This is a genomic window from Bradyrhizobium australiense (assembly GCF_013114825.1).
Classification (GTDB): Bacteria; Pseudomonadota; Alphaproteobacteria; order Rhizobiales; family Xanthobacteraceae; genus Bradyrhizobium; species Bradyrhizobium australiense.
In genome coordinates, this window is sequence record NZ_JAAVLX010000003.1 from 166736 (window position 1) to 192437 (window position 25702).

The following is a 25702-nucleotide window of genomic DNA, read 5'->3' on the forward strand; positions in this document are numbered from 1 at the left end:
ATCATCCCCGCAAGGTGCCGCCGGTCTTCTTCGTCACCTCGGCTACGATCTTGGCCGCCACGGCCTCGATCTCCTGGTCGGTCAGCGTCTTCTCGCGTGGCTGAATCGTCACGGCAATGGCGACCGACTTCTTTTCGGGATCGATGCCCTTACCCTCGTAGACGTCGAAAACGATGACGTCCGTGATCAGCTTCTTGTCGACGCCTTGCGCGGCGCGCACGATTTCGCCGGCCTTCACGCCGCGATCGACGATGAAAGCAAAATCGCGCGACACCGGCTGGAACGCGGAGAGTTCGAGCAGCGGCTTGGCGCGGGTCGGTTTCTTCTTGGCATCGGGAATGCGGTCGAGAATCACTTCGAACGCGATCAGCGGGCCATCGGCCCCGAGCGCCTCCAGCGTGCGCGGATGCAGTTCTCCGAAATAGCCGAGCACGTTCTGCGGCCCGATCTGGATGGTGCCGGAACGCCCCGGATGCAGCCAGCTCGCGCCGCCCGGCACGATCTGCAGCGCCTGCATCGGCGCGCCGGCAGCCGCGAGCACCGCGAACGCATCGGCTTTGGCGTCGAGCGCGTCGGGCTGGGCAGAGCCGGACCAGTGCCGGCCCATGCCGTTTGAGGACGCAAAGCCGTGGCGCACACCTGAGGCTGCGACGAACTGGTTCTCCGGCTTGTCGCCTTTGAAGACCTGTCCGACCTCGAACAGCGCGACGTCGGAGTACCCGCGGTTGGCATTGGCCTGCGCCGCGGCGACCAGGCCCGGCAAAAGGCTCGGCCGCATGTCGGATAGATCGGAAGCGATCGGGTTGGCGAGCGCGAGCTCCGCCTGGCCGCCGCCGAACAATTCGGCATGCGGCTTGGAAATGAACGACCACGTCACGGCTTCCACCATGCCGCGCGCAGCGAGCGCGCGCTTGGCGCGGCGGGTGCGGTTCTGGATCGTGGTCAGGACCGGCTTTCGGGCTTCGTCGCCACGCTCGAACGGCGTCATCGGCACCCTGTCGACGCCGACGATGCGAACGATTTCCTCGACGATGTCAGCCTTGCCGTGCACGTCCGTCCGCCAGGAGGGGACGGCGACCTTGACCACCGGGCCGCTGCCAGCGACCATGAAGCCGAGATGGCCGAGAATGCGCCGCATCTCGACCAGCGGCACCTCGATGCCCGCCAGGCGTTTGACCTCGCTCAGCGGGAAATCGATGATGCGATCGTCGCCGAAGGCGTTACCGACGACCACGGTCTCCGACGGCGTCCCGCCACAGAGCTCCATAACGATTTTTGTCGCGAGCTCAAGCCCCGGCACCATGAAGGCCGGATCGACGCCGCGCTCGAAACGGTAGCGCGCATCGGAATTGATGCCGAGCTTGCGTCCGGTCTGCGCGATGTTGATCTCGTTCCACAGCGCCGATTCGATCAGCACGTCGGTCGTATTCTCGTCGCAGCCGGAAGCCTCGCCGCCCATGATGCCGGCGAGCGATTCGACGCCGTGCTCATCCGCAATCACGCAAATCGAGGGATCGAGCGCATAGGTGCGGCCGTCGAGCGCCAGCAGGCTCTCGCCTTCCTTTGCGCGGCGTACGGTGAGATCGCCCGTCACCTTCCTGGCGTCGAACACATGCAGCGGCCGGGCGCGATCGTAGGTCATGAAGTTGGTGATGTCGACCAGCGCGTTGATGGGGCGCAGCCCGATCGAGGTCAGGCGCGTCTGCAGCCATTCCGGCGAGGGACCGTTCTTGACGCCGCGCACCAGCCGCAGGGCAAAGCCCGGACACAGCGTGGCGTCCTCGACGGTTACTTTCACCGGGCAGGGGAATTCGCCCTTGATCTGCTTGATGCCGGGATCGATGAACTTGCCCATATCGGCAGCAGAGAGATCGCGCGCGATGCCGTGCACGCCGGTGCAGTCCTGACGGTTCGGCGTCAAATTGATTTCGAGCACGGGATCGCCAAGCCCGGCCCATTCGGCGTAGCCCTTGCCAATAGGCGCATCGGCTGGCAACTCCATGATGCCGTCATGGTCGTCGGAAATCTGCAGCTCCGCCGCCGAGCACAGCATGCCGCGGCTCTCGACGCCTCTGATGGTGCCGACGCCGAGCGTGATGTTCTTGCCCGGGATGAACGTGCCGGGCGGCGAGAACACGCTGACGAGCCCAGCGCGCGCATTCGGCGCGCCGCAGACCACCTGCACCGGCGCAGCCCCATTGCCGGTATCGACCAGGCAGACCCGCAGGCGATCGGCATTGGGATGCTGCTCGGCCGAAATGACCCGCGCGATCGAAAACGGCGCCAAGGCCTTGGCTTTGTCCTCGATGCTCTCGACCTCGAGCCCGATCATGGTGAGCTTGTCGGCGAGCTTTTCCAAGGACTCGTCGGTGTCGAGATGTTCCTTCAGCCAGGAGAGCGTGAATTTCATGACGATGGTTTCTCTTGTCCCCTCTCCCGCTTGCGGGGAAGGGTTAGGGTGGGGGCTCTCTCCGCAACGGCGGTCGAGAGAGGGGGCGCAACGGTGTCTGATGCTATCTCACAGAGCCCACTCATGACGTCTGCTCTTCCCGCGCAAAAACCTCGACCAGCCGAAACCGTTCGCACATCAGCATCATGTCTTCGCTGAACCGGCCCAGCCGGCCGAAATAAATGCGGTGCGCCTGCCGCCAGTATTGGAGGCTGCGATCGCCTTCGCCTTCCTCGTAGGCAAAGGCGGTATCGACGTCGTTGTAGCGGCGGTAGCTCACTTCGGTGGTTTCAATCACGCAACGCGGTGTGCCGCGGCCGTCGCGCACGATCCAGCGCTCGCCCGGCGTCGACGTGTTCGGCTCATCCTCGGTCGAACAGGTCGCGGTCTTGATGCCCCTGATCACGAGGTCGAGCAATTCGTCAGCCAGTTTCGGGCTGTCGCCGAAGGCGAACGACCGCTGATATTTCGCAGGGACCGCACTCACGTGCTCAATCCTCCCGCCAGCGTCGGGATGTCGAGCGGCTTGAAGCCGTAATGCGACAACCAGCGCACGTCGCTTTCGAACAACTGGCGGAGATCGGCGATGCCGTATTTCAGCATCGCGATGCGGTCGATGCCCATGCCCCAGGCAAAGCCCTGGTAAACATCAGGATTGATGTCGCAGGCGCGCAGCACGTTCGGATGCACCATGCCGCAGCCGAGAATTTCGAGCCAGTCCTCGCCTTCGCCGAAGCGGATCTCGCCCTTGTCGCGGCGGCACTGAATGTCGACCTCAAGCGAAGGCTCGGTGAAGGGGAAGAACGACGGGCGGAACCGCATGTTGATGTGGTCGACCTCGAAGAACGCCTTGCAGAACTCGTGCAGGATCCATTTGAGGTGACCGAGATGCGAGCCCTTGTCGATCACGAGGCCCTCGACCTGGTGGAATTGCGGCGTATGGGTCGCGTCGGAATCGATGCGATAGGTGCGGCCCGGGCAGACCACGCGGATCGGCGGCTTCTGCGACAACATCGTGCGAACCTGCACCGGCGACGTGTGCGTGCGCAACAGCATGCGCGAACCGTCTTCCTTCGGGTTGAAGAAGAACGTGTCGTGCATCTCCCGCGCCGGATGGCCCTCGGGGAAATTCAACTTGGTGAAGTTGTAGTCGTCGGTTTCGATGTCGGGACCTTCGGCGATCGAAAATCCCATGTCGGCGAAGATTGTGTTGACCTCTTCGAAGACCTGGCTCAGCGGATGGATGCGGCCCTGCTCGGCAGCCGTCTCGCGCAACGGCAGCGTGACGTCGATGGTCTCGGAAGCAAGCCGGGCATCGAGCGCAGCAGACTTCAGAACGTCGCGGCGCGCCGAGAGCGCCTGGGTGACCTTGTCCTTGGTGAGGTTGATCGCGGCGCCTTGCGTCTTCCGCTCGTCCGGCGACATCTTGCCCAGCGTAGCGAGCAGCGCGGAGATCGAGCCTTTCTTGCCGAGTGCTGCGACGCGCACCGCTTCGAGAGCGGCCTCGTCAGCAGCGGCTGCGATATCGGCGAGGATCTGGGATTCGAGTTGAGCGAGATCGGACATGGCGACGGGTACCTCTGGGGAACGCGCGCTCGCAGCCCATACGGGGTTGTCATCATCCGCGAGAGCGGATGATCCAGTAACCCCCGGGGTCAAGACGTCGGTCGGTGGTTACTGGATGCCCCGCCCCGGTGCGCAATTGCGCACAAGGCGGGGCATGACACCGGAATTGCAAGACGCCGCAGCGATTGCGAACTTACGCCGCCAGTGCGGCCTTGGCTTTCTCTGCGATCGCCTGGAAGGCCGCCGGCTCGTGGATGGCGAGATCCGACAGCACCTTGCGGTCCACCGTGATGCCCGACTTCGACAGGCCGTTGATAAAGACGCTGTACGTCATGCCGAACGGGCGAACCGCAGCATTGAGACGCTGGATCCAGAGCGCGCGGAAGGTGCGCTTCTTGCGCTTGCGATCGCGGAAGGCATATTGGCCGGCCTTCTCGACGGCGGCTTTAGCGGCGCGGATGGTGTTCTTGCGGCGGCCGTAAAAGCCCTTGGCAGCTTTGTAGACTTTCTTGTGCTTGGCGTGAGCGGTCACACCGCGTTTGACGCGAGACATGACTGATATCCTTGATCAGAAATAAGATGACGGGATCGCCGCGCGGGGCGGCTCGACTGTAATGGCGTGAACGCGATCAGGCGTTCGGCAAGAAATACTTCTTGACGTTGTCGCCGTCGGTCTTGAACAGCACGCGGGTGCCGCGGAGCTGACGAATCTGCTTCTTCGTCCGCTTGATCATGCCGTGGCGCTTGCCGCGCTGCGCGTGCATCACTTTGCCGGTGGCAGTCACCTTGAAGCGCTTTTTAGCGCCTGACTTGGTCTTCAGCTTGGGCATTTGGCTCTCCTGTGGCCGCAACACGACAACGCCCGTGAAGGCGTCCGGCCGGCAAAAATGCTCGTTAGAGCGTTGAAAGTGCTCAGATTTTCCTCAAAAGGAGGCAATCCGCACGGACATCGACACGGCAGCCCTTGATCAGCCGGGCGATGAAGGTCGGGCTTATGGCAGAGGAAACGCCAAATGGCAACGATGAACCGCGAAGATGGCGCAGCTACCTATCGCTGATATCATGAACACCTGAAACATCTGAGCCCGGAACAGGAAGAAAATGACCCGCTTTCATCGACAGATTGCGCCCTTTCCCGCTCTTCCCGGTCGGCGTACCCTGCACTGGTTCCCGATCCTTGCCGTAATCGCCGCGATAGCGGTGCCGCCTTCGGCCGACGCTGCGACCCGCCGCAGGGTCGGGGCCTATGACGGCACCTGGAACGTGGTGTTCGTCACCACCAGGGGCAATTGCAGTTCCGGCTACCGTGTCCCCTTCACCGTGTTCGGCGGCCGCGTTTCATCGGCCGGCGGCGGCAGAGTTTCGGGAGCGGTCAGTCGCGCCGGTGCGGTTGCGGTCAGTGTTTCGGTCGGCGCATCCCACGCGAGCGGCGGCGGCCGGCTTGTGGGCAACTACGGCGCGGGCGCTTGGCGCGGCATCATCACCGGCGATCGCTGCAGCGGCACCTGGCAGGCTACGCGAAGCTGAGCGCGTAGCCTATAGCAGCGCAGCCCGGGTGGAGCGAAGCGAGACCCGGGAGATCTGAGTCCACGGATCGATCTACCCCGGATTGCGCCGCGCTCCATCCGGGTTACAAAAGAAAACGGCCCGCCGGATCGTCCGACGGGCCGCTCTCGATTCCACTAACTCACATCAGCGCGGCGCCAGCACCATCACGACCTGGCGGCCTTCGAATCTGGCGTCCTGCTCGACCTTGGCGAATTCGGCGACGTCGGCCTTCACCTTGTCCAAGAGCTTGGTGCCGATTTCCTGGTGCGCCATTTCGCGGCCCCGGTAGCGCAAGGTGATCTTGACCTTGTCGCCCTCCTCGAAGAACCGCTGCATCGCGCGCATCTTCACGTCGTAATCGTGATCGTCGATCATCGGCCGCAGCTTGATCTCCTTGATCTCGACGATCTTCTGCTTCTTGCGTGCCTCGGCGGCTTTCTTCTGTGCCGAATACTTGAACTTCCCGTAGTCCATGATCTTACAGACGGGAGGATTGTTGTTCGGCGAAATCTCGACAAGATCCATGCCCGCCTCGAGGGCCATCTTGATGGCGACCACGGTCTCGACCGTTCCGTGGTTGGTGCCGTTCTGATCGATCAGCTGGATCTGCGCGTTGCGGATATCATCGTTGGTGCGCGGCCCGTCTTTGGTTGCAGCGGGCGGGGCTCTGTTGGGACGGCGAATGGGTAACTCTCCAAAGTTGTGAAAGAAGGCTCGTAGTTTGAAGCAATACGCTCAAGACAGCAAGCGAACTCGCGGTCTGCGCCCGAAAACCGTCAAATGCGAGGCATTTCGGTCACGTCCGGCAAATATAGCGCGGCGGCCTGATCCGCAAGCGCGGCGGTCGCGCTTGACCGATAGAGTGCGCTCGCGGACAAAGCGGCGGGCGAGAGTGACCGATCCATGACTAATTCAGCAACAATCGACCAGGAACCGGCGTTTATCGAGGTGGGAGAGGGCGATGGCCGTCGCCGAATCGCCGTGCGTGCCCGTGCGGGCAGCGGGCCCGGACTGTTCTGGCTCGGCGGATTCAATTCCGATATGCGGGGCACCAAGGCTCTCGCGCTGGACGCCTGGGCCGCGGAACACGGCCGCGCCTGTATTAGATTCGATTATTCCGGCCACGGTGAATCGGGCGGCGCTTTCATCGATGGCACCATCGGGCGCTGGCTGGAAGATGCCATCGCGGTATTCGAGCAATTCTGCCAGGGTCCGCAGGTCGTGATCGGCTCGTCGATGGGCGGCTGGATGGCGCTCTTGCTGGCGCGCGCCATTGCCAAACACGAGGCGGCAGGCGCGACGTTCGCCGGCCTCGTGCTGATCGCGCCGGCGCCCGATTTCACCGAGCAATTGATGTGGAACAGCTTCTCCGATGAGGTCCGCGAAGAGATCAGGACCAAGGGCGTGTGGATGCGGCCGTCGGAGTATGGCGACGGCACGCCCTATCCGATCACGCGCGCTCTGATCGAGGAGGGCCGGAATCACCTGCTGCTCGGCAGCGCCATCGAGGTCGGATGCCCGGTCCGCATCCTGCAGGGCGCGCAGGATCCCGACGTGCCCTGGCAGCACGCCTTCGCGCTGGCGCACCGACTGCCGGCCGAAGACGTGGTTTTGACCATGATCCAGGACGGCGACCACCGTCTGTCCCGCCCGCAGGACATCGCGCGGATTCTCGCGGCGGTGGCGGAGATGGGGTGAACCCTCACCACTGCTCTCGATATCATCATCCGCGAAAGCGGATGATCCAGTACGCCGCGGCCTATCGATTTATCTGACGCTCTCTGGAATACTGGATGCCCCGCCTTCGCGGGGCATGACAAAGAAAGTCGGGAGGCAGCACCGTGAACACTACTGCCCTGCTTCGCGCTTTCTGCGATGCCGTCGAGCAGCGCAACGGCAAGGCTTTCTCGGAACTGTTCACCGAGGACGGCGTCTACCGCGACGTGTTCTACGGCGCGTTCGTGGGCCGTGCCAAAATCGCTACCATGATCGACGACTGGTTCTATCGCACGGCGACCGATTTTCGCTGGGACATGCATGACCCCGTCAACGACGGCCGCACGCTCTATGCGCGGTATACCTTCAGCTACCGCTCGACGCTGCCGGAAGCGGAAGGCGCGCGGGCGATGTTCGAGGGCGTCGCCATCATGCGGCTGCGCGACGGCAAGATCACCGAGTATCACGAGGTCGCCAACACCGCGCCGGCCTTCGTCGATCTCAAATTTGCGCCGGAGCGGATTGCCAAGATTGTCGCCAAGCAGGGCGCGGCACTGAAGGCGCGGCCGGAAATGAAGCGGCATTTGGAGAAATGATGGCGCCTTGTTGTCATCGTCGGCGAAGGCGGACGATCCAGTACGCCGCGGCTTCTCGATTCTACTTCGCGCCCTACGGAATACTGGATGCCCCGCTTTCGCGGGGCATGACGGGTTTGGGTCACGGCGGCGGCACGTTTGTCATCGACTTGCGTTGCGCCAACGCCGCCACAGTGGACGTCCCGATCGGACCCTGCTCGTCATAGAGCCAGCATTCGCCGATCGCCACGCCGTCGGTGGCATGATGGTTCACCACCTCGAAGCCGATCCATGGCGTCACCGGAAGGCGGTGCAGATACAGCGTGACGTCGCTGTTGATGTAGCCGAGGCCCTGATCGCCGGCATTGGCGAAGGGGCTGGCGAAATCGGCACCTGTGGCGACATGCACGAAGGGCGACATCGGCACGCCCTCGACGAGTTCGCGCACCTCGCGCATCCAAAGACGCCGAGGCCCGAGCGAACCCATGTGGCCGACGATCGGCCGCGTCGTCCATTTGCCGTTCATGCCGAGCCGGGGATCGGTCGGCTTTGGAATCTCTGACGGCTTCGGCGCATCCCAGTTCGGCGGCGACCAGACATTGCCCAGCGCGTTTTCCGTCTTGCGCAATAACTGGCAAGAAGCGCGCGCCATGCTGGTGCCGCCGGAAAAGAACTCGGCTTCGACGACCTTGATGCGCAGGCCGTCGCGCACGAGTTTTGTGGCGACCGCGATCGGTGTGGTGATGTTCGGCAGGCGGAACATGTCGACTGTCAGCCGCGCCGGCACGAACTCGCTGGAGCCGTGGCGCTGCTCGATGACGTGCGCAAGCAGGCCGATGACGACGCGGCCGTGCAGGGAATTGGGGTCCCACGGGCCGTTCGAAACCGGCGTGGGCATGAAGGTGTCGTCGCGGCGATCGTGCGTGAAGAAGGGCTGGTTTTTTGCCATGGCGCGCGACCATGGCGGATTCGCCTGCGCGAAATCAAGGGCCGGAGCCGTGCAGATTCCTCATGGTCAGGAGGCGCTCTTGCGCCGTCTCGAACCATGAGGCCCGGCTGGTGGCCTCGATCCTTCGAGACGCGCTTCGCGCTCCTCAGGATGAGGGTCTTGCAGGGGTGCTCGCGACACGCCACTCCGCTCGAACATCTTCATCCGTCTCCGCGTCGATCGCCTTCGCAGCCAGAGCTTCAAACTTCTCGCGCTTCAACAACTGCGACAGCGCCCATACCGCCGAGCCGCGTACCAGGGGGCTTGCATCGTCCAGCAATCGCTCTGCTTCAACCGCCAGCGCCGCATCGTCCGCATTGCCGATCGCGATCAGCACGTTGCGGACAAAGCGGTCGCGGCCGATGCGCTTGACCGGCGATTTCGAAAACAGCGCACGAAATGCGGCATCGTCGAGCCGCGCCAACTCTCCTAACGAGGGCGCGCGCAACTCCGCGCGCGCGGCCAGTTTGGTTTCGCGGCCTTCTTGCGCGAATTTGTTCCACGGACACACGGCGAGGCAATCGTCGCAGCCATAGATCCGGTTGCCGATGCTTTTGCGGAATTCACGCGGGATCGGGCCCTTGTTCTCGATCGTTAGGTACGAAATGCAGCGGCGGGCGTCGAGCTTATAGGGCGCGGGGAAGGCCGCGGTCGGGCAGATCTCCTGGCAGGCGTTGCAGGAGCCGCAATGATCGGTGTCGGCCGCGTCGCGCGGCAGCTCGGCTGCGGTGAAGATCGCGCCGAGAAACAGCCATGAGCCGAATTCGCGCGAGACGAGATTGGTGTGCTTGCCTTGCCAGCCGAGGCCGGCTGCCTGCCCAAGCGGCTTTTCCATCACCGCGGCGGTATCGATGAACACTTTCACTTCCTCGCCTGATGCCGCGACGAGCCACCGCGCCAACGTCTTCAGGCGCTTCTTGATGACGTCATGATAATCGTCGCCCTGCGCGTAGGCGGAGATCGCGCCGCGCGTGCGCTGCGCAAGAAGCGAGAGTGGATTTTCACGGGGTCCATAGTTGACGCCGAGCATGATGATCGAGCGGACGCCAGGCCACAGCACGCGCGGATCTATCCGCCGCTCGGGCTGCGCCGCGAGCCAGTCCATGTCGCCATGCGCGCCGGAATCGAGAAATTCGCGGAAATATTTTCCGGCGTTGCCGATCGCCTCGGGATCAGTGACGCCGATGCAGTCGAAACCGAGCATCGCCGCTTCGCGCACCAGCGCGGCCTTCAGATCGGCAGCGGAGAGCTTGACGGCCCGGTTCAGAAGTCGAGGTCCACGTAGGTCCGCGACGCCGGCACGCCGGCCAGCCATTCGCTGAGCAGCGGGCGGAACGACGGGCGGGATTTCACCCGTGCGTACCACATCTTTGCCGCTTCGTCCTCGCTCCATGGCACATCGCCCAGATAATCGATCGCCGAAAGGTGTGCCGCGGCGGCGAGATCCGCGTAGGTCAGCCGGTCGCCGGCGAGGAAATTCCGCGTCTGCGCCAGCCAGCCGATATAGGCCAGATGATAGCGCACATTGGCCTTGGCTGCGCGGATCACGTCGGCCGCCGGCGCGCCACCGCCATTCTCCTCGCTCATGAAACGCTTGTAGATGCGCTCGGTTACCAGCGGGTTCGAGGCCTCCTCGAAGAATTTTTCGTTGAACCACGCCATCAGCCGGCGCACCTCAACACGCTCGGCCATCGAGGCCGGCAACAGCCGCCGCTCGCCCGCTTCCAGGCCGTGCGTCTCATCCAGATATTCGGCGATGATTCCCGCGCCGGGGATCGGCGGAAGGCCGTCCGCCATCAATACCGGCGTGGTGCCCGCGGGATTGAGCACGAGAAACCCTTCACGCCGCTCCCAGGCTCGCTCTTCCACCAGGCGCAGGTCGAGGCCGTGTTCGCCCAGCACCAGGCGAATGAAGCGCGAATGCGGACAGAACGGATGATGATAGAGCGTGTACATGAAATCCTTGAACAATTCGCGGCGACGCTCAAGGAACCCGAGCGGTCGAGCCGCGTCATGCGAATCGCGACACTAGAGCCTATTCGGTTCTGCCTGAAATCAGAACCGCAGAGGCTTTAGCCTTTGTTTTGACGCGTTTTGTTTGCGCGAACCGGGATTCAGTTCGCTCGAAAACGCTATAGCCAAGCCGGCGCAAGAGGCAACCTGTCTTTGGCGTTTTTTTGCGATTGCGGCATCGGGATGAATAGGCGAGAAGGACGCGGTTTTTCCAGTCAAAACGGACCCACATCATGATGTCGGATGTAGTGAAGGCGGTGGTTCTCGGCATCATCGAGGGCATCACGGAATTCCTGCCGGTTTCGTCGACAGGCCATATGCTGGTGGCGCAACGATTCTTTGGCCTCGGCGAGGGCGCATTCTGGCAGAGCTTTGTCGTGCTGATTCAACTCGGCGCGATCCTCGCCATCGTGATGCTCTATTTCGCCAAATTGTGGCGCGTCGCGCTCGGCATGTTCACCAACCCCGACGACCGGCGTTTCGTGATCGGTGTATTGCTGGCGTTTCTGCCCGCGGTGGTCATCGGCCTGGTTGCTGGCAAGTACATCAAGGAATTTCTCTTCAATCCGTGGGTGGTGTGCTTCACGCTGATCGTCGGCGGCGCAATTCTGTTGTGGGTCGATCAACTCTATCTCAAGCCGACACAGCATGACGCCACGCGCTATCCGCTATTGATGTATCTGTGGATCGGCATCGCGCAATGCGTGGCGATGATCCCCGGCGTGTCGCGCTCCGGCGCCAGCATCGTGGCGGCGATGCTGCTCGGCGGTGACAAGCGATCAGCCGCGGAGTTTTCGTTCTTTCTCGCCATCCCGACCATGATCGGCGCGTTCGCCTATGATTTCTACAAGAACCGTGCGGAGATGACGACCGATCATATCGGCATCATCGCGATCGGCTTCGTGGTCTCGTTCATCACCGCGATGATCGTGGTGAAGACGTTCCTAACCTACGTCACCCGCCACGGATTCACGTTCTTTGCGTGGTGGCGTGTCCTCATCGGCACGCTCGGCCTGATCGCGCTGGCGCTGGGGAGGTAGGCTCTCTCCGTCGTCCCCACGCACGCGGGGACCCATAACCACCAGTGCACGCGGTGATGCCGAGGTGGAGCTCCAGCGGGTTTAAACAATCATCAATGGTGGTTATGGGTCCCTGCGTTCGCAGGGACGACGAAAAACTACGCGCTCTTCCTTTGAAACTGCCCGGCGGCGCGGAAGCGCCAGAGATATTGCGGGGCGATCGCTTCCATCGCTTCCGGCACAATGCCGAGCCCTTCCAGCGTCAGACCAGCCGACCTGGCGGCGTCCGACACGACATTGTCGACCTTTAGCATCGCCACTTGGTCCGGCGTCAGCTTCAGCGGACCCGGCGCGAATTGAAGAAACAGCGCCTGCAGCTTCGCCAGTCCCCATGGCAGCGAAACCAGCATGCGCTTGCGCTCGGTGATCTTGAGGATGATTTCCATGATCTCGCGCATGGTCAGCACATCAGGCCCGCCAAGCTCGTAGGTCGCGCCCGGTTTGGTCTTGCCATCGGCGGCGTCGGCGACCGCGTTGGCAACGTCGGCGACATAGGCCGGCTGCACCCGCGTCACGCCGCCGCCGATCAGCGGCAGGAAGGGCGATATCCGGGCGAGCGCCGCAAAACGATTGGTGAATTGATCCTCGGGCCCGAACAGCAGCGACGGCCGCATGATCGTGGCCGACGGCGCCGCCGCCAGCACGGCCTTCTCGCCAGCCGCCTTGGAGCGGAAGTAGGCCGACGGCGAATTCTCGTCGGCGGCGATCGCCGACACGTGCACCATCTGCGCGCCGATGGCGCTAGCGGCCCTGGCGATGGTCTCGGCGCCTTTAGTCTGCACCGCGTCGAAGGTCTGCGCGCCACTTTCGGCCAGGGTTCCGACCAGGTTGATAGCGACGCTGCAATCCCGCATCACTGCCTCTACTGAGGCCGGATAGCGTAGATTGGCCTGTACAGCGTGGATCTGGCCGACCCGGCCGAGCGGTTGCAGGTGCCCCGCCAGTTCGGGCCGCCGCACCGCGACCCGAATCCGATAGCCGCGCTTGGCCAGCGCCCGAACCACGTTTCGCCCCAGGAAGCCCGATCCGCCAAAGACCGTGATGAGCGTTTCCAGGTTCGATGCCGCGTGCAATGCCATCGGAGTCAATTCCTGCCGGTCAAATTCGAAGATATCGGTGGGATTTAGCGGATTCGCGATACGCCAACGCGGCTTCGCTGTACAGCGTATTTCGGATGGCACTGAAGCGATTTGACAAGCGCGTGACCGATCCTTACTAACCCGCCCGGGCCCAGGTGGCGGAATTGGTAGACGCGCTGGCTTCAGGTGCCAGTGGCTTCACGGCCGTGAAGGTTCGAGTCCTTTCCTGGGCACCATTGCCCATGCCCAAAGCGAGTTGGGATGCCGGCTGGCGCCAAGCCCGGCAGTGAACCCCACCTGCAGCGGCGATCCATTTGCTGATCTTATGCCGTCGGATCCGAATCGGAGGCCGTCGTGTGTCCGTCCGGACCACGGCTGAACACGCCGTAATTGCTCGACTTCGCCCCGTCGCCATCGGCGGCAGGCGCCGTCAGCCCAAGTTTCAGGAGCTCGCGAACGGCTGCTGCTCGCGTCGGCATTCGGTGTTTGAAGCGGAAATCGTCGATTGCCGTCAGTTCATCCGGCGAAAGCATGACCTGCAATCGTTCATCGCGGCTATCGGACATCGTGTGACCCGGAGTGGATTGAGTAATTTACTCAATGCGCATGGTTGGCGTCGGTTCCGGTAATCGAGACTCAGGCGGCAAATTAGCTAAATACATCAGTAAAAACAAAGTGTTACAGGTTGATTTCGGCGTCTCCGCGGGTGCATAATATTGGGATGGAGCACCACCCATGACCGAGAATATCAAGCTGCCACGCAAGCTGTCCGAAGAGCGGGAGCAGCCGCCACCCCGCCGGCCGAGCCATGCGAACGTCATTGAAAATCTCGACCGCTGGGCCAACAGTCCGGAGCTTCAGCCGCCGAAATCATCCGACGAGAAGACGGCCTGATCGGCGTTGCCTTTTGCCAGCAGGGCGCAGAGGGCAGGTTCGTCTCGCGCGAAGCGGGGAGATGGCCTGATTAGCGGACAAAATCACGGCGAATTCCGCAATTCCCACCCTATAAGCCGTGCCCAGCCGCTCGCCACCCGCGGCTCCGGGCGCTAGTGTTTCAGTCGAATCGACCTGAGACACGAGGCTTTCCTTCATGACCATCCGCCTGCATCGCGGCGATCTGCCCGATCTGTCCCGCTACACGGATTCGGTGGCGATCGATACCGAGACCATGGGGCTCAATCCGCATCGCGACCGGCTCTGCGTGGTGCAGATGTCGAACGGCGACGGCAGTGCCGATGTCATCCAGATCCCGAAGGGCCATACCGACGCGCCGAAACTGAAGGCGCTGCTGGCCAATCCGGCCATCACGAAGATCTTTCACTTCGCCCGCTTCGATGTCGCCGTGCTCTACAACACCTTCGGCGTAATGCCGCAGCCGGTCTATTGCACCAAGATCGCCTCGCGGCTGACCCGCACCTATACCGACCGGCATGGCCTGAAGGATCTGGTGCGCGAGGTGCTCAACATCGATCTGTCGAAGCAGCAGCAGTCGAGCGACTGGGGTTCAGCGAGTCTGAGCGAGGCGCAGCTCGCCTATGCCGCCTCCGACGTGCTGCATCTGCACGCCTTGCGCGAGCGGCTCGATGCCATGCTGACGCGCGAGGGCCGCACGGCGATGGCGCAGGCCTGCTTCGACTTCCTGCCGACCCGGGCAAAGCTCGATCTCGGCGGCTGGGAGGCCGAGGACATCTTCGCGCACTCGTGACCGAGAACCATTTGAAGCTGGGCTAACCTCCTCCGCCCCGTTTCGGACACACTCATCGCGAGTGTCCGGGCTGCATAATCCCGCGATTGCGGGTAGGATGACGCTCTCTTGGGCGTCTTTGGAGCGGCGGTGAACTCGATACAGAACCCAGCCTTTGCCACCGGAATGGAGGCCCGCTTTGCCGCGGCCTCCCGTCACAGCCGGATGGTGCGGGTGCTGCGGGTCGCGGTTCCGGCAGCCGTGCTGCTGGCCATGGCCGGTATCGTCGCGGTCTCGGTCTTCAACCCGTTCCGCATCACGGGGCTCTCGAAGCTGCCGGTCGACATGGGCAATCTCGTCGTATCAGGCACCAAGATCACGATGGAAACGCCGCACCTTGCCGGCTTCTCCACCGACCAGCGCCCTTACGAATTGTGGGCCAAGGCGGCGATCCAGGATCTGTCTGCTCCCGATAACGTCGAACTTCAGACGCTGCGGGCCAAGGTCATGATGGAGGACAAGAGCACGGTAACGATGGATGCCCGCACCGGGTATTTCGACAGCAAGCAGCAGATGCTCGACCTGCGCAAGGATATCTTCCTGCAATCCTCCACCGGCTATGAGGCGAAGCTGTCGCAGGCCTATGTCGACATTAACAAGGGAACGGTGACGTCGGACGAGCATGTCGACGTCAAATTATTGAACGGTACGCTCACCGCCGATCGGCTCAGGATCGTCAACAGCGGCGAGATCGTGCGCTTCGAAGGCAATGTCGTGATGAACCTGATCATGGAAAGCCCTCCGGCACCCGAGCCCGAGCCTGAGCCGCCGCCACAGCCGAAGACGCGGTCCGTCAGCGGCAAGTCCGCCAACACGAAATGATCTCTATGATGCAGTTCTTCTCGCGCAGTCTTGCGGCAGCAGCGCTTGCGCTCGCGTTGACCACCTCCGGTGACGCCTTTGCGCAAGGCGCCATGTCGGGCGTGCCGAATGCGATGCAGGGCTTTTCGCAAAACCGCGATCAGCCGATTCAAATCGAGGCGGCGTCGCTCGAAATGCGCGACAAGAAAAAGGAGGCGACCTTCTCCGGAAACGTGAAGGTCGTGCAGGGCGACACCACCATGACCTCGAAGTCGCTTGTGGTGTTTTACGACTCCGGCCCCGCGCCGGACGCTCCGCCCGCCGCGCCCAAGGGATCGAAATCTGCGTCGATGCAGTCCACCACCCCAGGGCCCGGCGGCAGTTCGTCGATCCGTAGGCTGGAAGCCAAGGGCTCCGTCGTGGTCACGCAAAAGGACCAGGTCGTGACCGGGGAGACCGCGATCTTCGACACGCGGGCCAACCTCATCACCATGGTGGGCGGGGTCGTGCTCACCCAGTGCAAGAACGTGCTGCGCGGCGATCGCCTTAAGGTCGACATGACGACCGGCGTGTCGCGCGTCGAATCCGACAGCGGCAAGGTGCAGGGCATGTTCATCCAGGGAGAGAATTGCGGGTCGGGATCGGGCGGGGCGAAGCCCGCTCCGGTACAGATACCGTCGCTGATCCCCGGTAAAAAATAAGCCAGATCAGCGCCTTAAAGATTAATTGGGGCGGTCACGGTTGAAGCCAGTAGCGCGAGCCTGTATCTACTGGGCAGGGCGCACGGCGGGGTGTTTCGCTGGGCAGGGGACATCCATTCATTCATGGTTCGCTAGCGAAGCGATTCGCCGGCGGGCGCGTCGCGGAATCACCGTGAAAGGCTTAAGCGAAGCGGGATGGTGGATTTATTCGGCATGTTCCGTCGACGCCCCGCCAAACGCGGCCCTGTGGGGTTTGCGCGTTCGCGCGAGGACATCACCGCGGTCGGCGATTCCTTCGGCGACATGCTGACGAGCCCGGTACGCGATGCGCCGCCGATGGCGCGTTCCGCCGCGTTGCCTGGATTGGAATTGCCGCAGCCGCAGTCCGACGGCGAACCGCCGCGCGGTGACAGACCGCGCTCCCGCACGCAGGCACCGCGTCCCAAGGCCAATGGCGGCGAAGCGCCGCGGCTGATCAAGCGGCCCGGCTTCCTCGCTGTGCATAGCGTGGAAAAGAGTTTCGGCACCCGCCAGGTCGTGCGTGGCGTCAGCATCTATGTCCGCCGTGGCGAGGCGGTCGGTCTGCTCGGTCCGAACGGCGCCGGCAAGACCACGGTGTTCTACATGATTACCGGGCTGATCAAGGCGGACCGCGGCGCCATCGAACTCGACGGTCACGACGTGACGCAACTGCCGATGTATCAGCGCGCGCGGCTCGGCATCGGCTACCTGCCGCAGGAAGCCTCGATCTTTCGCGGCCTCACCGTCGAACAGAATATTCGCGCCGTGCTCGAGGTCGTTGAGCCCAACCGGAAGAAGCGCGAGGCCGAACTCAGCTCGCTGCTCGAGGAATTCAACATCACGCGCTTGCGCAAATCGCCATCGATCGCGCTCTCCGGCGGCGAGCGCCGCCGCGTCGAAATTGCGCGCGCGCTGGCGACGCGTCCAAACTACATGCTGCTCGACGAGCCCTTCGCCGGCATCGACCCGATCGCGGTCGGCGACATTCAGGACCTGGTCCGCCACCTGACCAACCGCGGCATCGGCGTTCTGATCACCGACCACAATGTGCGCGAAACGCTCGGCCTGACCGACCGCGCCTATATCGTCTATGCCGGGCAGATCCTGACCGAGGGCAGTCCGGAAGAAATCGTCAACGATCCGGATGTACGCCGCCTTTACCTTGGCGAGGAATTCCGACTCTAGCGCACGACCCGCCAAAGTATCGGTGGTGCGGCCATAAGGTCGTGCAGTTATTTAAGAATTTCGGGCCCGCCCGGAAGCATCTCGACTTCCCGCTGTCGCTCATCGCGCCATAACCCAATTTTCGCGTTCGTCAAGGCGTGTACAAGGGCTTTGGAGTAATATAAGCAAGAATCGGACCAACTTTTCAGTGGATCGGTTCTTGCCTCATGGCGCTGACGCAGAGATTAGAGTTCCGGCAGTCGCAGTCGCTGGTGATGACGCCGCAATTGATGCAGGCGATCAAGCTGCTGCAACTGTCGAATCTCGACCTCTCGGCGTTCGTCGAGGAGGAATTGGAGCGAAATCCGCTGCTGGAGCGCGCCAGCGACGGCCCCGAACCCCCGGTCGCGGGTGAGCCGACCGCCGAGGGTGCAGAGTTCCCGGAGTCCGACAATTATGGCGACGAAGGCGGCAGTGATGCCTTCGATATGAGCGCCGGATCGAGTAACGAGACCTTCGAGCCCGGCCAGGAGGACTGGCTGAACCGCGACCTCGGCAGCCGTGCCGAGATCGAGCGGACGCTCGACACCCCGCTCGACAATGTCTTTTCCGAAGAGCCCGCCGAAGCCGCCGCGCGCGCCGCGCAGGACGCCGCGCCGACCGCCTACACCGAGTGGGGCGGGGGCGCCTCCAACGACGACGAATACAATCTGGAAGCCTTCGTCGCCGCCGAGGTGACGCTGTCCAGCCACCTCGCTGAACAGCTCGCGGTCGCCTTCAGCGCGCCGGCGCAGCGCATGATCGGGCAGTACCTGATCGATCTCGTGGATGATGCCGGCTATCTGCCGCCGGATCTGGGACAGGCTGCCGAGCGCCTCGGCGCCTCGCAGGCCGACGTAGATGCCGTGCTCGCGGTGCTGCAGAAGTTCGATCCGCCCGGCGTCTGCGCGCGGAACCTGAGCGAATGCCTCGCGATCCAGCTCCGTGAACTCAACCGCTACGACCCGGCCATGCAGGCGCTGGTGGAGAATCTCGATTTGCTGGCGCGGCGCGACATCGCGTCTTTGCGCAAACTGTGTGGCGTAGACGACGAAGACATTACCGACATGATCGGCGAGATCCGGCGTCTCGATCCGAAGCCAGGCCTCAAGTTCGGCTCGGCGCGTACGCAGACCATGGTGCCCGACGTCTATGTGCGCCCCGGCCCGGACGGCGGATGGCATGTCGAACTCAACAGCGACACCTTGCCGCGCGTGCTGGTCAATCAGGTCTACTACACCGAATTGTCGAAGACGATCCGCAAGGACGGCGACAAATCCTATTTCAGTGACTGCCTGCAGAACGCGACCTGGCTGGTCCGCGCACTCGATCAGCGCGCCCGCACCATCCTGAAGGTCGCCACCGAAATCGTCCGCCAGCAGGACGGATTCTTTACTCATGGCGTTGCGCATTTGCGGCCGCTGAATTTGAAAGCGGTGGCGGATGCGATCCAGATGCACGAATCCACAGTGTCGCGCGTTACCGCCAACAAATATATGGCGACCAATCGCGGCAGTTTTGAGCTGAAATATTTCTTTACCGCCTCGATTGCGTCGGCCGACGGGGGCGAGGCCCATTCGGCGGAGGCGGTCCGTCACCACATCAAGCAATTGATCGATGCGGAAGCGCCGAGCGCGATACTTTCCGACGATACGATCGTGGAACGATTACGCGAATCCGGCATTGATATCGCCCGCCGCACGGTCGCGAAGTACCGCGAAGCCATGCGCATTCCTTCCTCGGTCCAGCGCCGCCGCGATAAACAGAGTATGCTCGGTAACGCACTTTCCGCTCCCGCCACTTCCTCCGAGCGGTCCCGCGATACGGCGCCAGCCTGATTGCGTTCGCGTCAGATCGCGATAGTGTCAGGTCCCCGACAGAGCGCGGCCCGGGAAGCGCCACTGGTTTTCCCAATGGACCATGCTCCGGCAAGACCAGAGTAGTCGAAGCATCAAGCGAGGCATCCAATGACCCTTCGAATCTCCGGGAAAAGCATCAGCGTCGGCGAAGCGCTTCGTTCGCGCGTCAGCGAGCGCACCGAAGAGGTCTTAAGAAAGTATTTCGACGGCAATTATTCCGGCCACATCACGCTGAGCAAGGATGGCTTCGGCTTCCGCACCGATTGCGCGCTGCATTTGGATTCCGGGATTACGCTGGAGGCCGACTCCAACGCGACCGATGCCTATGCCAGCGCCGACCAGGCATTGCTGATGATCGAGAAGCGCCTGCGCCGCTACAAGAGCCGGCTGAAGGACCGCTCGGCCCGCAAGGCCTATGCGGCCTCGGCGGCGCTGGCGGAGATCGACGGCCCCGTGCTCGATGCGCCGAGCTACGTGATCGAGGCGCCGGCGGAAGGCGACGAGGAAGTCACCTCCTATAGCCCCGTCATCATCGCCGAGGCGACCACGTCGCTGAAGCGGCTTTCGGTCAGCGAGGCTGTCATGGAACTCGACCTGACCGGGGCCGCCTGCATCGTGTTCCAGCATGGCTCCAGCGGCCGGGTGAACATTATTTACCGGCGCACGGACGGCAATGTCGGATGGGTCGACCCCCCGGCGGTTAACGCCTGACGTCCATGGCTAACCGCATTGACGCCCCCGGCCGCCCTCCCTATGGTCCGCCGCCCTTAACGATGGCGGTGCAGGAACCGCTCTCGGGAGTTGGCACCGGCCATGCGTTGGAGTAGAAGCCCAGCAAATCGGGACCCGGGTCTAAGCCCGCCTCCCGCCTCATCTTCTTGACGCCCCGGTTCTAGAACCTATCTCGCAACCTGACGGTTCAATTCACCTCGGAACGCCCCATGACGATTACCGATCTGGTCGCACCCGAGGCCATTCTCCCCGCTTTGAAGGTCATCAGCAAAAAACAGGCGCTGCAGGAGTTGGCGGCGCGCGCTTCCGCACTGACCGGCCAGAACGAGCGCTCGGTATTCGAGGTGCTGTTGCAGCGGGAGAAACTGGGCACCACCGCCGTCGGCTATGGCGTCGCCATTCCGCATGGCAAACTGCCGAAACTGGAAAAGCTGTTCGGGCTGTTCGCTCGGCTGGAGCGCCCGATCGATTTCGAGGCGATGGACGGTCAGCCGGTCGACCTGATCTTCCTGCTGCTCGCCCCGGAAGGCGCCGGCGCCGATCATCTGAAGGCATTGGCGCGGATCGCGCGCCTGTTGCGCGACCAGGACGTCGCCAAGAAGCTGCGCGCCTCGCGCGACGCCCAGGCGATCTATTCGGTGCTGGCGCTGCCGCCGGCGAGCGCGGCGTAGTTCCGGCGAGCGGAACACCGATTCTCCTCGCAGTAGCAGGTCGGTTAAACGCAATTTTAAGCTAAATGGCAGTTATTTCGTCCGCTGGGATTTTTTACTCACCCGGAGAAATATTGCCATGACGCTGCGGCTGACGATTTCGCGCGCGATATTGATTTTTGGATTAGTGACTGCATTGGGTCTCGGTGCGGTGATTGCCACCAGCGTTTACTCGCTGTCACAGCTCAAGGTCGGCGGCCCGCTCTACAACCAGATTAAGCTCGGCAACGACCTCGTCGCCGACATCCTGCCGCCGCCCGAATATGTCATCGAGGCCTATCTCGAGGCTACGCTCGTGCTGCACGATCCGGCGCAGCTTTCATCGCATCGCGACCGTATTGCGCAGCTCAAAAAGGAATACGACGAGCGGCACGATTTCTGGGTCAAATCCGATCTCGATCCGACTCTCAAGACGAAGCTGGTCGAGAAATCCGACGGCGAGGTGCGCCGCTTCTGGACCGCGATACAGGACGGTCTGTTGCCCGCGCTTGCGAAGAGCGACAGCACTGCTGCGGCAAAGTCCTACGCTGAAATCACCGCGCGCTATACCGCGCACCGCGCCATCATCGACGACATCGTCAAGCAAACCAACGACCAGAACGCGGCGACCGAAGTCGCGGCGACGGGACGTGTTAGCACGTTCACCTTCCTGCTATGGGGCGTTTCAGCCGCGGTGTTTCTGGTCATCGGCGCCGGCATTTTCGGTGTGGCGTTCGGCGTCATACGCCCCATTGCGGAAATGACCGACGTGATGAAGGGCCTCGCTGGCGGCGACCTAACCGTGTCCGTTCCGGCGCTCAGCCGCGGCGACGAAGTGGGCGCCATGGCGCGAGCGGTTCAGGTATTCAAGGACAACGCGCTGCGCGTTCAGTCGATGGAGTCTGAGCAGGCAAGCCTGAAGCTGAAGGCGGAAGGCGACCGCAAGGCCGCGATGCAGCAGATGGCCGACGGCTTCGATGCCGCGATTGGAAAGATCATTCAGACCGTATCGACCGCCTCATCCGAACTGGAATCATCGGCGGGACAACTGACCAAGACCGCCGAAGTGACCCAGATGCTCTCGGCGACGGTTGCCTCCGCATCGGAGCAATCCTCCGCCAACGCGCATTCCGCCGCGGCGGCTGCGGAGGAGATGGCCTCGTCGGTGTCGGAGATCAGCCGGCAGGTCCAGGATTCGCACAAGATATCGCGCGAGGCGGTCAGCCAGGTCGAGCAGACCAATGCGCGGATTGCCGATCTCGCCCAATCCGCCAGCCGGATCGGCGAAGTCGTCAAGATGATCAGCGCGGTCGCTGAGCAGACCAACTTGCTGGCGCTCAACGCCACGATCGAAGCAGCGCGCGCCGGCGAGGCGGGACGCGGGTTTGCGGTCGTCGCCTCCGAGGTCAAGGCGCTTGCCGCGCAGACCGCGAAGGCAACCGAGGAAATTAGCGAGCAGATCGGCCAGATGCAATCGGCCACCAATCAGTCGGTGTCGGCGATCCAGGAAATCGGCGGCACGATCGGCCGCATCGCGGAAATCTCGCAGGCGATCGCGGCAGCCGTGGAAGAGCAGGGTGCAGCGACCCAGGAAATTTCGCGCAATGTGCAGCAGGCGGCACAGGGCGCCACGCAGGTCGCGGGCAGCATCACCGACGTCAACCGCGGCGCCACCGATACTGGCGCGGCATCGACGCATGTGCATGGTCTCGCCCGCTCACTACTGGGACAGAGCAATCATCTCAAGGGGGAAGTGGAGAAGTTCCTCTCGACCGTACGCGCGGCGTGAGGCTTGCGCTAGAGCATGATGATCGCTCTTTCCGTGGATCGCTTTCACCTCTCCCGCTTGCGGGGTCGAGACGAGAGAAGCTCGCTCTTAGGTCGCATCGCATCGAAGATGCGATGCGGGTGGGGGGAAACTCTCTCCACACGGACGGTGTCACTCGTGGCGACACCCCCACCCCGGACCTCCCTCGCACGCGGGAGAGGGAGCTCAGCCTCTTCGCGGTCGCAACTCCGCCTAATTTCATCTAGCTCTAACGCTCATGCGGCGTGTGCGACAAATGACAAATAACGAACCGTTCGGCTTCCACCATGGACGCTTGCGGCACCGACCTCGACAAAACCAAGCGCCGCATGGAACGCATCGGATGCCGGGTTCGGAGGGGTCTTGTTGACCTCGCATACAATGCGGTCGTGCCCGGCTCGGACGGCGTGCTCGAACAGGTCGGCGTAGAGCCGTCGTGCGCAACCGCGTCCGCGGGCCGACGGCGCGACCACAATGCGGTCGACATATACAAAGCGCGCATAGCGGTCGCGGAACCAGATGAAATTCGGGCTGTAGTAGCGTGCATCCTGGTCGAATGCGAGCAGGAAGGCGTCCGCCTCGCCAACTTTTCTTGCGAGGAAAGCTTCGCCGACGAGATCCGCGAGTCGTTCCGCCTCCAACCAGGACAGCTCCTGTGCGTGGGCGTTATTGAGCGCGAGCAGCGCCTTCGCAAGCGCCTCGTCCCGCAACACGTCGGCCAATGCGACTGATGTTAGCGCTGAATCATTCATCGACCGGGCTGCCTAATTGGAGACCGTAGCCAAGCATATCAGCAGACTCAGAGCAGCGCGCGCGTGAACAAAAAATACGCGGGCCGATCCCGAAGGATCTCCCGCGTATTCCGAACTCTCGTTACGGCCTCAGTCGGCCGTCAATTCGGCGTTTCTCAATGACCGCCGCGCCGGTGAAGCAGCAAGTGCTGCGTCAGTGCACGCTGACGGCCTGAAGCTCGTTGCTCCATGCGTTGGCGATTGCCGCCTCGCGGCTGTCGGTCAGCATGATCGGGGTGCCGTCAGCGGCGTGCAGCGCAAACAGTTTCAATCCCGGCGCGATTTTCGGCGCCTGCGGAAACAGTCCCGGCACGTCCTCGGAACGGACTTGTTTCACGTAGGCGATGTGGCCTTCACCAAGATGGGCCAGTGCCTCAACGGAAACTTTTTCGGGTTCGAAGGTCACACTCATGTCACTCATGGTCTCGACTCCTCTGGAGACTAAGCGGTCGAGTCCGCTCCTTGTTCCACTATTATTCGTGCTCATTGACAGCGATTGTCTTAACGACCCTTTCAGGCTCCGGCCTGGCAAGATCGATCGACAACAGCCCGTTCTTCAAATCCGCGCCCAGCACCTGCATCCCCTCCGCCAGCACGAAGGTGCGCTGGAAGTGGCGCGCGGCGATGCCGCGATGGATGTATTGCCGGGCCTTGTCGTCCTGCTGGCGCCCCCGGATCACGAGCTGGTTTTCCTCAATCGTCACATCGAGTTGGTCGCGGGTAAATCCCGCCACCGCGAGCGTGATCCGCAGCCGTTCGGGCTGGCCGTTGGCACGGTCACACCGCTCGATGTTGTAAGGAGGATAGCCGTCGGCGCCTTTGACGACGCGATCGAGCGCACGCTCGATTTCGTCGAACCCAAGCAGGAACGGACTTGATAACGAAGGAACACGAGACATCACAAAGTCCTCTCGAAGCGACTTTGAGGGGCCCTTGCGGCGCCCCATTCAACCGGCCGGCCGACATGCCGTCCGGTCACGAGTGAATATGGGGTGATTTGGGGAGGGTTCAAGCACCTCTGAACGCTGCGCAAATCGGCCGCGGCGCTCAATTCACCGTCATTCCGGGGCGATGCGAAGCATCGAACCCGGAATCTCGAGATTCCACGATGCGCAATTGCGCATCTGAGGTCTAGTCCTTCGGACCATCCCGGAATGACGCTCAGATGCGCTTCCTTCCATCGGCGGCAAAGAGATGCAGCTTGTCGGGCGCGGCAACGGCCCTGATTCGCTCGCCGATGGCGGGGCCGATCGCGCCGGGAATCCGCACGATCACCTCTCCCGGCGGCAGTTCGCCCGGCGTGGCGGCTACCCCCTGCATCTCCTGCTGCCGCGTCCCGTAGACGAAGGTCTCGGCGCCGACGCGCTCGATCGCTTCCACCGTGAGGCCGAGCGCTACGCCACCGGACACCGTTTCGTTCGAGATGACAAAGTCCTCAGGCCGGATGCCGATGATGCCGGCTTCGCCAGCGCGGGCATCCCCGGCCAGTTGCGATTTCAATTCGGAGCGCAGTGGCATCAGATTCATCGGCGGGGCGCCGATGAAGGAGGCGACGAAGGTGGTTGCCGGCTTCTGGTAGATATCCAGCGGATTGCCGATCTGCTCGACCTGGCCGCCGTTCATGACGACGAGAATGTCAGCCAGCGTCATCGCCTCGAGCTGGTCGTGGGTGACGTAGATCGATGTCGTAGACAGCCGGCGCTGCAATTTGCGGATTTCGACCCGCATCGCGATACGCAGCTTGGCGTCGAGGTTCGACAGCGGCTCGTCGAACAGAAACACCTTCGGCTGCCGCACGATGGCGCGTCCCATCGCCACGCGCTGGCGCTGGCCGCCGGACAATTGCCGCGGCTTGCGATCGAGCATGGCGCCGAGTTCGAGAATCCGTGCGGCTTCTTCCACGCGCGTCTTGATTTCGTCCTCCGCCATGCGGCGATTGCGCAGGCCGTAGGCCATGTTGTTGTAGACGGTCATGTGCGGATAGAGCGCGTAGTTCTGGAACACCATCGCAATGTCGCGGTCGGCCGGCTCGATCTGGTTGACAACGCGCCCGCCGATATCGATCTCGCCGCCGGTGATGGTCTCCAGCCCCGCGACCATGCGCAGCAGGGTGGACTTGCCGCAGCCGGAGGGGCCGACCAACACGCAGAACTGGCCGTCGCCGACCTCGAAGTCGATGCCCTTGATGGCCTCGAAGCCACCGACATAGGTCTTGCGGACGTTGCGGAGTGTGACGTTAGCCATGGATTGCACCGGCGAATGGCGAATAGGGAGCGAATAGCGAATGGCGAGTGGCGAATAGGGAGGCGCGACGCGCTGGGGGGGTCGCACTGTCTTCCAT

At 62.8% G+C, this 25702-nt stretch carries 28 protein-coding genes and 1 tRNA gene; 14 read left to right on the plus strand and 15 right to left on the minus strand.

Features of this window, described 5'->3' with window-relative positions; genetic code table 11:
• Position 1: 1 nt before the first annotated feature.
• The 5 genes from pheT to rpmI form a co-directional block, all read right to left on the minus strand.
• Positions 2–2410, minus strand: coding sequence for a phenylalanine--tRNA ligase subunit beta (pheT, locus tag HCN58_RS07930; protein ID WP_171578818.1), 2409 nt, complete (start codon positions 2408–2410; stop codon positions 2–4).
• A 121-nt stretch (positions 2411–2531) separates the two neighbouring features.
• Entirely contained in the window at positions 2532–2936 is a 405-nt protein-coding gene (locus HCN58_RS07935) for an ASCH domain-containing protein (protein ID WP_171578819.1), read from the minus strand.
• The gene (gene pheS / locus HCN58_RS07940) at positions 2933–4015 is read right to left on the minus strand and encodes a phenylalanine--tRNA ligase subunit alpha (RefSeq protein WP_171578820.1); all 1083 of its coding nucleotides are present in this window, start codon (positions 4013–4015) and stop codon (positions 2933–2935) included. The genes HCN58_RS07935 and pheS overlap by 4 nt, the downstream gene beginning before the upstream one ends.
• A gap of 193 nt (positions 4016–4208) precedes the next feature.
• Positions 4209–4568, minus strand: a complete 360-nt coding sequence (gene rplT, locus HCN58_RS07945) for a 50S ribosomal protein L20 (RefSeq protein WP_171578821.1) — start codon at positions 4566–4568, stop codon at positions 4209–4211.
• Between the two features lie 76 nt (positions 4569–4644).
• Positions 4645–4845: a 50S ribosomal protein L35 gene (rpmI, locus tag HCN58_RS07950; protein ID WP_008539890.1), complete on the minus strand. Its 201-nt coding sequence runs from the start codon at positions 4843–4845 to the stop codon at positions 4645–4647.
• Positions 4846–5116: 271 nt separating this feature from the next.
• Between rpmI and HCN58_RS07955 the strand changes: the two genes are divergently transcribed.
• Positions 5117–5542 (plus strand): hypothetical protein, encoded by a 426-nt coding sequence (locus tag HCN58_RS07955; RefSeq protein WP_171578822.1) that lies wholly within the window; start codon positions 5117–5119, stop codon positions 5540–5542.
• Positions 5543–5707: 165 nt separating this feature from the next.
• Here HCN58_RS07955 and infC read toward each other — a convergent pair whose 3' ends face one another.
• Positions 5708–6247 carry a translation initiation factor IF-3 gene (infC, locus tag HCN58_RS07960; protein ID WP_028347926.1) on the minus strand — a complete coding sequence of 180 codons (540 nt, stop codon included), beginning with the start codon at positions 6245–6247 and terminating at the stop codon, positions 5708–5710.
• 219 nt (positions 6248–6466) lie between these two features.
• On the opposite strand from infC, the gene HCN58_RS07965 reads away from it, so the two are divergent.
• Positions 6467–7261: an alpha/beta hydrolase gene (locus HCN58_RS07965; protein ID WP_171578823.1), complete on the plus strand. Its 795-nt coding sequence runs from the start codon at positions 6467–6469 to the stop codon at positions 7259–7261.
• A 143-nt stretch (positions 7262–7404) separates the two neighbouring features.
• The gene (locus tag HCN58_RS07970; RefSeq protein WP_171578824.1) at positions 7405–7875 is read left to right on the plus strand and encodes a nuclear transport factor 2 family protein; all 471 of its coding nucleotides are present in this window, start codon (positions 7405–7407) and stop codon (positions 7873–7875) included.
• A 121-nt stretch (positions 7876–7996) separates the two neighbouring features.
• On the opposite strand, the gene HCN58_RS07975 is transcribed toward HCN58_RS07970, so the two are convergent.
• From HCN58_RS07975 to HCN58_RS07985, 3 genes are all read right to left on the minus strand, one after another.
• Positions 7997–8803, minus strand: coding sequence for an acyl-CoA thioesterase domain-containing protein (locus HCN58_RS07975; RefSeq protein ID WP_171578825.1), 807 nt, complete (start codon positions 8801–8803; stop codon positions 7997–7999).
• Positions 8804–8948: 145 nt separating this feature from the next.
• Complete coding sequence (queG, locus tag HCN58_RS07980; protein WP_171578826.1) at positions 8949–10157, minus strand: tRNA epoxyqueuosine(34) reductase QueG; 1209 nt, start codon at positions 10155–10157, stop codon at positions 8949–8951.
• Entirely contained in the window at positions 10106–10798 is a 693-nt protein-coding gene (locus tag HCN58_RS07985; RefSeq protein WP_171578827.1) for a glutathione S-transferase family protein, read from the minus strand. Before HCN58_RS07985 ends, queG begins: the two co-directional genes overlap by 52 nt.
• Positions 10799–11088: 290 nt before the next feature.
• Between HCN58_RS07985 and HCN58_RS07990 the strand changes: the two genes are divergently transcribed.
• Positions 11089–11895 carry an undecaprenyl-diphosphate phosphatase gene (locus HCN58_RS07990; protein ID WP_171578828.1) on the plus strand — a complete coding sequence of 269 codons (807 nt, stop codon included), beginning with the start codon at positions 11089–11091 and terminating at the stop codon, positions 11893–11895.
• 137 nt (positions 11896–12032) lie between these two features.
• Here the strand turns inward: HCN58_RS07990 and HCN58_RS07995 are convergent, their stop codons facing one another.
• On the minus strand, positions 12033–13013 hold the full coding sequence (locus HCN58_RS07995) for a complex I NDUFA9 subunit family protein (protein ID WP_171578829.1): 981 nt from the start codon (positions 13011–13013) through the stop codon (positions 12033–12035).
• A gap of 149 nt (positions 13014–13162) precedes the next feature.
• On the opposite strand from HCN58_RS07995, the gene HCN58_RS08000 reads away from it, so the two are divergent.
• Positions 13163–13249 (plus strand) — tRNA-Leu (locus HCN58_RS08000).
• An 87-nt stretch (positions 13250–13336) separates the two neighbouring features.
• Here HCN58_RS08000 and HCN58_RS08005 read toward each other — a convergent pair.
• Positions 13337–13579 carry a hypothetical protein gene (locus HCN58_RS08005; protein WP_171578830.1) on the minus strand — a complete coding sequence of 81 codons (243 nt, stop codon included), beginning with the start codon at positions 13577–13579 and terminating at the stop codon, positions 13337–13339.
• A gap of 169 nt (positions 13580–13748) precedes the next feature.
• Between HCN58_RS08005 and HCN58_RS08010 the strand changes: the two genes are divergently transcribed.
• The 9 genes from HCN58_RS08010 to HCN58_RS08050 all read left to right on the plus strand — a co-directional run bounded on the left by HCN58_RS08010 (position 13749) and on the right by HCN58_RS08050 (position 22552).
• A complete protein-coding gene (locus tag HCN58_RS08010; RefSeq protein ID WP_171578831.1) occupies positions 13749–13907 on the plus strand; it encodes a hypothetical protein in 159 nt (52 codons plus the stop codon).
• A 196-nt stretch (positions 13908–14103) separates the two neighbouring features.
• On the plus strand, positions 14104–14718 hold the full coding sequence (locus HCN58_RS08015; RefSeq protein ID WP_171578832.1) for a ribonuclease D: 615 nt from the start codon (positions 14104–14106) through the stop codon (positions 14716–14718).
• A gap of 129 nt (positions 14719–14847) precedes the next feature.
• A complete protein-coding gene (gene lptC / locus HCN58_RS08020) occupies positions 14848–15579 on the plus strand; it encodes an LPS export ABC transporter periplasmic protein LptC (RefSeq protein WP_311966787.1) in 732 nt (243 codons plus the stop codon).
• A 5-nt stretch (positions 15580–15584) separates the two neighbouring features.
• Positions 15585–16259 carry an LptA/OstA family protein gene (locus HCN58_RS08025; protein WP_235983485.1) on the plus strand — a complete coding sequence of 225 codons (675 nt, stop codon included), beginning with the start codon at positions 15585–15587 and terminating at the stop codon, positions 16257–16259.
• Positions 16260–16454: 195 nt separating this feature from the next.
• Positions 16455–17465, plus strand: a complete 1011-nt coding sequence (lptB, locus tag HCN58_RS08030) for an LPS export ABC transporter ATP-binding protein (RefSeq protein WP_171578834.1) — start codon at positions 16455–16457, stop codon at positions 17463–17465.
• A 206-nt stretch (positions 17466–17671) separates the two neighbouring features.
• The gene (gene rpoN / locus HCN58_RS08035) at positions 17672–19321 is read left to right on the plus strand and encodes an RNA polymerase factor sigma-54 (protein WP_171578835.1); all 1650 of its coding nucleotides are present in this window, start codon (positions 17672–17674) and stop codon (positions 19319–19321) included.
• Positions 19322–19450: 129 nt separating this feature from the next.
• Positions 19451–20053, plus strand: a complete 603-nt coding sequence (gene hpf, locus HCN58_RS08040; RefSeq protein ID WP_171578836.1) for a ribosome hibernation-promoting factor, HPF/YfiA family — start codon at positions 19451–19453, stop codon at positions 20051–20053.
• A 230-nt stretch (positions 20054–20283) separates the two neighbouring features.
• The gene (gene ptsN, locus HCN58_RS08045) at positions 20284–20745 is read left to right on the plus strand and encodes a PTS IIA-like nitrogen regulatory protein PtsN (protein WP_028347914.1); all 462 of its coding nucleotides are present in this window, start codon (positions 20284–20286) and stop codon (positions 20743–20745) included.
• A 118-nt stretch (positions 20746–20863) separates the two neighbouring features.
• Positions 20864–22552, plus strand: coding sequence for a methyl-accepting chemotaxis protein (locus HCN58_RS08050; protein WP_171578837.1), 1689 nt, complete (start codon positions 20864–20866; stop codon positions 22550–22552).
• A gap of 254 nt (positions 22553–22806) precedes the next feature.
• Here the strand turns inward: HCN58_RS08050 and HCN58_RS08055 are convergent, their stop codons facing one another.
• The 4 genes from HCN58_RS08055 to HCN58_RS08070 all read right to left on the minus strand — a co-directional run bounded on the left by HCN58_RS08055 (position 22807) and on the right by HCN58_RS08070 (position 25605).
• Positions 22807–23322, minus strand: a complete 516-nt coding sequence (locus tag HCN58_RS08055; RefSeq protein ID WP_171578838.1) for a GNAT family N-acetyltransferase — start codon at positions 23320–23322, stop codon at positions 22807–22809.
• A 193-nt stretch (positions 23323–23515) separates the two neighbouring features.
• Positions 23516–23782, minus strand: a complete 267-nt coding sequence (locus HCN58_RS08060) for a BQ00720 family protein (protein ID WP_057844784.1) — start codon at positions 23780–23782, stop codon at positions 23516–23518.
• A 52-nt stretch (positions 23783–23834) separates the two neighbouring features.
• Positions 23835–24260, minus strand: a complete 426-nt coding sequence (locus tag HCN58_RS08065) for an Hsp20 family protein (RefSeq protein ID WP_171578839.1) — start codon at positions 24258–24260, stop codon at positions 23835–23837.
• A 262-nt stretch (positions 24261–24522) separates the two neighbouring features.
• The gene (locus tag HCN58_RS08070; RefSeq protein WP_171578840.1) at positions 24523–25605 is read right to left on the minus strand and encodes a sn-glycerol-3-phosphate import ATP-binding protein UgpC; all 1083 of its coding nucleotides are present in this window, start codon (positions 25603–25605) and stop codon (positions 24523–24525) included.
• Between the last annotated feature and the right edge of the window lie 97 nt (positions 25606–25702).